Origin of the sequence: Actinokineospora sp. (genome assembly GCF_050699995.1) — a bacterium.
In the GTDB taxonomy this organism is placed as follows: Bacteria; Actinomycetota; Actinomycetes; order Mycobacteriales; family Pseudonocardiaceae; genus Actinokineospora.
Map to the genome: position 1 here is coordinate 1 of NZ_JBOHGC010000458.1, position 2,077 is coordinate 2,077.

Consider the following 2,077-nt stretch of genomic DNA (forward strand, 5'->3'; position numbering starts at 1 on the left):
CGCCTCTGGTAAGCGTTGGGGCGGAACCGTTTACACGATGCGGTCCAGCGACGGGGCAGGGCTCGGCCGGCCCGTCGGCTGGCGGCCCTTGACGCGACTTTGTACTTGTCTCGTTCGGGCAAAGCGGTAGCATGCCGAGCTGGTCGTCGGGAAGCTCCAACACCCCTCAGGACTGCGGCAGCCCACCCGTCACGGACGTCACCCTTCGGCCCTGTCACGGCTCCATCGCCGAGCTGGCGCGGAGCGCAGGGCAAAAGAGGCGCATTCTCCTCGGGATCCCCGCGGAGACTCGCGAAGGGCCGCTCGACGATCCCCCCGTACCAGCGGACCCCTCTGATGCCATGTATCGGAGGTGGCCTCCATGAGTCTCCGCACGCCGTGCTTGTTGCGTCGCCTCTCGCCGCTCCGCCCAGCCGCCGGCCGTGGCGCCGAAGCGCACCGTTGGTTCTGTTTCCCAGTCCTCCTCGCGCTCGCGCTGGCCATCGGGGGCGGGATCTACCTCGCACCGGTCGCCCTGGGCGCTCCGCCGGCCGCCGACCTCGACCAGGCCCGCAACGGCACGGCGTCCTCGCCCAACAGCCCGGTCGACTATCAGAACGGAAACGCCGGATCGTCGAACTCCCACTACATCGAGGGACACTCGATCCCTTATCGGATGGTGGTGACGAACATCGGCACTACCGCCCCCGCCGACACCCACAGTGTCGTGATCGAGTGGGACATCAAGCACAGCAGCCGCAACGCGATCGACTACATCACCCGTGTGGATCGGCTGCAGCCGCACACCCAGTTCCTGCCGGCGCACGGCCAGGAGGTCGTGGACCCACTGGAGGGGCTATCGGGCACCTTCGCGGGCCCGAACGTGTTTGCGATCCCGACCCCCCCCGTCAGCACGGTGGTCGGCGGTTTTGCCCAGCCGACGACGAGCTTCAACAACCTCACGGCGCCCGAGCGGGAGATGTGGATCTACAACGGGACCATCACGTACCTGAAATACGTGGTGAACGCCGACGGCAACTTCGGTGATCTCGCCGCGGCGCAGTCGGCCACCCGGCTCAGGATCGGATTCAACGCCTCCAGTCCGACCGTCGTCCTCGCCTGGGGCGGTCACATCGGCACCGCCGTCGACTGGGGCGCCGGCAACTCCGCCGGCGGCATCAGCGGCTCGCCCTATCACACGCGGCTCATCTCGCTGGACGGGTCGGGCGGCAATCAGGACCGCTCCCTCTCGGCTGCCGCCATCCTGACCTGCGGGGTCGACGGTCCCGGCACCGTGTGCACGGGCACGACCCAGACCTACACGTCGACGACCAACGTGGAAAACGGGAACTACGCCTGGACGCTGATCAACAACACCTCGGGCGCGAGCTTCTCGGGCCCAACGGACGGCTCCTCGGTCATGGTGAACACGGGCACCGGGGGCACGTTCACCGTGCGGGTGGTGATCACCTCGAATCAGGGCGGCGTCACCTGCGAGAAGACGGTGACCGTCAGCCAGGGGCCGGTGTGCTCCATCGACGGGACGTCCTCGGTCTGCCCCGGTACGACGAGCATCCCGCATTGCGGGCCCGCCGGGATGGCGTCCTATGCCTGGTCGATCACCGGCGACGGCACCATCGCGGGCGCGACCAATGGCCCGTGCGTCAACGTGAACGCGGCCAGCGCCTGTAACGGCTCCTATATCCTGACGCTCACGATCACGGACGCCAATGGCTGTCCCAAGACGTGCACGAAGACCGTGAACGTGACCGACAACACCGCGCCGGCGATCACGGCGCTGCCGGGGCCCTCGAGCATCGAGTGTCCGCTGACCCCGCTGTTCGACAGCCCGACCGCGAGCGACCTCTGCGATCCTGCGCCCAGCCTGACCTTTGCCGACGTCACCACGGAGGGCGCCTGCCCGCAGGAGTACTCGGTGACCCGCACCTGGACCGCGACCGACGCCTGCCTCCACAGCAGCACCGCGAGCCAGACCATCGCGGTGACCGACAACACCGCGCCGGCGATCACGGCGCTGCCGGGGCCCTCGAGCATCGAGTGTCCGCTGACCCCGCTGTTCGACAGCCCGACCGCGAGC

1 protein-coding gene is annotated in these 2,077 nt (G+C 68.4%); it reads left to right on the top strand.

The window, feature by feature from the left end:
* Window positions 1–361: 361 nt before the first annotated feature.
* Window positions 362–2,077 (top strand): hypothetical protein (locus tag ACRDSQ_RS22455; RefSeq protein WP_431423793.1); only part of this gene is annotated, 1,716 nt, incomplete at its 3' end.